Below are 3543 nucleotides of genomic sequence, written 5' to 3' on the forward strand. Positions count from 1 at the left end.
CCTGAACACGTTCTTCACCGCCGCCTATGTCGCGGGCTGTATCGGATCCGCGCTCACCTCGCAGGCTTCGGTGGCCCGAATCCTCTACGCGATGGGGCGCGACGGCATCATGCCGCGCAAGGTGTTCGGACACGTCTCCATCCGATTCGCCACTCCGACTTTCGCGATCCTGGTGGTGTCGGTGATCTCCCTGGCGGCCATCTGGGTCACCCTGGACTTCCTGGCGTCGATCGTGAGTTTCGGTGCGCTCGTTGCTTTCTCGGCGGTGAACCTCACGGTGATCAAGCATTACTTCGTCGACGAGGGTGAGAAGAACGTCTTCAACAACTTGATCCTGCCTGCGATCGGCTTCGTCCTGACCGCGTGGCTGTGGACCAGTCTGTCCTCGTTGACGTTGGAGGTCGGATTGATCTGGCTGGCCGTCGGGTTGATCTGGCTGCTGGTGGTGACCCGCACCTTCACGAGACCGACGCCGGTGCTGGCCATCGAGGAGTAGCGCTACCAGGACTGCGCGGCGGAGGCGAGTCCCCTGATCAGTGCCGAGGTGGCAGGCGGCAGACCGTCGTCACCCGCGACGCCGCTGCGCGGGCTGATCCCGCGCACCCGTGGCGTCAGTTCGAGTTGCGCGCCGCCGCCGCGGACGCGATTGACCGGATTGTCCTGGTGCAGCCCGCGCAGCTCGCGGGGGATGACCTCCAGATCGGTGACCACCTGGTAGCCGGGCACCGACACGTGGTGGGCCAGATGGGCGGCCAGTGCCCGGTTGCCACCCCCGGCCAACAGCTGCATGGTGCGGCCGATGCGGCCGTAGCCGTGCAGCGACACGACGACGTCGACGTGGTCGAGGAATGCGTCCAGACGTGCCGACTCGCCGGCGCGGTACGACGCCGACGGCAGATGGTGCGGGTAGCTCTCGGGATGGCGCACGACGTACACCGACGCGTCGGCGGCCTGCGCTGCGCGCTCGGCGATCACGTCCGTCATCTTCTCCAGGCCGCCGCCGTGGATGGCGAGGAAACCGAATCGCGAGCGCAGTGTGCTGACCTCGATCACGCCAGGGCTGACGAGCAGCTCCGGAAGGGACTGTGGTGCAGGAAGGTGGGTCAACTCGAGGCGGCGTGGCCAGTTCACCGGGTCCCACCGTTCGAGGAAGTCCAGCCAGCGCTGAGGAAGTCCGTGGTGCACCGCGCCGGCGATGATCCGCTCCAGGTAGCCGGGCCGCGGCGCGCCCATCTGGACGCGGTGGTCGACGTAGACCCAGGCGTCGGCCGGTCCGTCGTCGGTCTGCACCGTCATGTGGTCGCGTCGGTAGCGCACGGGGACGCCCTCGGCGCTGTCGAGTACGTCTAGGTCCCGGTCGCTGATCTGCCAGAGCACGCCGTGCACCTGCGCCCCGTCGAGTGGCTCCACGGTGGCGACGCCGCGCTCGTTGATCAGCCAGTCGTGGTCGGCAAGGGTCGCCGGTCGCGGATCCGTGGCGTCGGGGCAGCGGTGCGCCATCTGCGTCACGTCCAGGTTGGACCCGTACGCGAAGTAGGGCTGCATTCAGCCGATGACCGTCAGGTAAATGAGGACTAGCCCGGCATGCGCGCTGTCCGTGACCTGCGGGAACAGTGGATTCTCCTCACGCGTGCGACGAACCATCTTGAAGGCGGCAAACGAATTGGTCATCCGAGTCGCCAGACATCCAGCGTATCCCTGTCCCGGCGCGCGCGAACCGACCACGCCAGTCGCAAGGCCAGCTGTCGGGCGGCTGGTATCGACGACCAGTTCGCACAACCTGTTCGCGATCCTCCCGGCCTACTTCTTGCGATCTTTCGACTGGTGGGGTTGGGGGCTTGGGCTGCAGGTCAATTCAAGAATTGTTGAAGGGATTGGCGGATGGCGGGAAGTGCTGTCGCTGCCTGATGTTCGATGAGGGCGGCCTCGGCGACCATGCCGACCCACAATTGCGCGCTTTCGTAGGGGTGTGGGCGTGCGAGTGCGGCGAAGTCGGGACGACACAGCTCGGAGTTGGCATGGTTCCGATGTCTGATTTCGTCGGTTACAGCGGGCTCGGCGCGCGCTTCCAGCAGCAGCGCGCGCACGCCCCGGTCGCGCAAGCAGCCGTCGAGGCAAGCGTTCGCGCCGATGATGAGACGGTTGCGCCCCGGGGGCATGTCGACGATTGCGGCCTGCATCTGGGTGGCCAAACGTTCATGGAATTCATGGTGCAGCTCAAGTAGATACGAGGCGCGGTCACCGAAGTGGTGGAAGAACGTGCCCTTTGCCACTCCGGCGTCTTTGACGATGAGATCAACGCTCAAACCGCTGAGGCCAGTGCGTTCGGCTAGCCGCAGACCGGCGTCGATGAGGGCTTCTCGGGTCTTGGCCATCGCTTCCTTGCGCCGACCCGTTGGGGCGGCGGGCGGCGTCGGGCTCATGGGAGCACTTTAGCTACGGCTTTGTGCTGACTGCGGCGCGCGAGCAGCGGGAGCGGTCATCAGTGACTCCTTGAGGTCGGGGCACCCGCAATGCTAACTTTGACCGACTGGTCGGTCAATAAACGGAGAATGGGATGGCCATCATGGTGGAGACGCGGGTGGGGAAGGTTGCCTACAGCGATACCGGAGAGGGACCCGTGGTGGTTCTGCTGCATGCGACACTGCATGACCGCCACGACTTCGACGCCATAGCGCCGAGCCTGAGTCGCGACCACCGCGTCATCGCAGTGGACTGGCCGGGTCACGGCGACTCGCCGGCCCCGACGCCGAACTATCGGCCGACCGCGGCCTCCTTCGCCGACGTTCTTGTCGACCTGGTTGCCGCACTTGATCTGCCGCCCGCCGCGCTCATCGGCAATTCCGTCGGCGGCTTCGCTGCGGCGCGGTTGGCGATCACCGACCCCCACCGGGTCTCGCGGCTGGTGTTGGTCAACTCGGGCGGATTCATCGCGAGTCCGGCCAGCAACTTCTACGCCCGAGTACTGGGAAGGCCGGCGGTGATGAAACGAGTGCTGCCGCGGTTCATTTCCAGCTACATGAAGGCAGCTAACGATACCGATCGAGCCGTTCAGCAACGCGAGCTGGCCCGTGCGAGAACCCGCGAAGGTGTCGTCCTCACGGCGGCGATGTGGCGCAGTTTCGCCTCGCCGGAACATGACCTGCGCCCGCGCGCCGACCGCATCACCGCGCCGTGCCTGGTTATCTGGGGATCGAAAGATACCGCAATCCCAATGCGATTGGGCCGTGCCACCGCAGCGGCGATCCCGGGATCGCGGCTGGAAGTGCTGCCAACGGGCCATGTGCCGTTTGCCTCAGACCCCGACGGATTCCTCGCGATCGCCGCGCCGTTCTTGGCCGCCGCCAGCGGAAGGCTCCAATGACCGCGCTGCGCGTGCGGGCACCGCGGGCCATTCGGCCCGGCGATCTAGCTACCCTTCACTGTCAGGTAGATGAGAACCACGTTGAGAACACTGATGACCGCGGCGACCGTCCACCCCAGCGCAGTGGTGATGCGATGGTTGACGTCGCCCCCCATCAGCTCCCGGTTGCTGGTCAGCCG

The 3543-nt window shown here is 66.0% G+C and carries 5 protein-coding genes and 1 pseudogene; 2 read left to right on the forward strand and 4 right to left on the reverse strand.

Translation table 11 applies throughout. From position 1 onward, the window contains the following. The coding region (locus QOI01_RS09705; RefSeq protein ID WP_526380295.1) for an amino acid permease at positions 1-496 on the forward strand (496 nt) is incomplete at its 5' end. A gap of 2 nt (positions 497-498) precedes the next feature. Here the strand turns inward: QOI01_RS09705 and QOI01_RS09710 are convergent. The 3 genes from QOI01_RS09710 to QOI01_RS09720 all read right to left on the reverse strand — a co-directional run bounded on the left by QOI01_RS09710 (position 499) and on the right by QOI01_RS09720 (position 2423). Beyond that, positions 499-1545 (reverse strand): poly-gamma-glutamate hydrolase family protein, encoded by a 1047-nt coding sequence (locus QOI01_RS09710; protein WP_526380297.1) that lies wholly within the window; start codon positions 1543-1545, stop codon positions 499-501. Further along, positions 1546-1671: a hypothetical protein gene (locus QOI01_RS09715; protein WP_526380299.1), complete on the reverse strand. Its 126-nt coding sequence runs from the start codon at positions 1669-1671 to the stop codon at positions 1546-1548. It lies immediately after the preceding gene. Positions 1672-1850: 179 nt separating this feature from the next. Continuing rightward, positions 1851-2423 (reverse strand): TetR/AcrR family transcriptional regulator, encoded by a 573-nt coding sequence (locus QOI01_RS09720; RefSeq protein WP_526380301.1) that lies wholly within the window; start codon positions 2421-2423, stop codon positions 1851-1853. 134 nt (positions 2424-2557) lie between these two features. Between QOI01_RS09720 and QOI01_RS09725 the strand changes: the two genes are divergently transcribed. Further along, complete coding sequence (locus QOI01_RS09725) at positions 2558-3364, forward strand: alpha/beta fold hydrolase (protein ID WP_526380303.1); 807 nt, start codon at positions 2558-2560, stop codon at positions 3362-3364. A gap of 44 nt (positions 3365-3408) precedes the next feature. Here the strand turns inward: QOI01_RS09725 and QOI01_RS09730 are convergent. Continuing rightward, positions 3409-3543 (reverse strand): annotated as a pseudogene (locus tag QOI01_RS09730) (Nramp family divalent metal transporter); the annotation flags it as partial.

Source organism: Mycobacterium sp. (assembly GCF_032162605.1).
Classification (GTDB): Bacteria; Actinomycetota; Actinomycetes; order Mycobacteriales; family Mycobacteriaceae; genus Mycobacterium.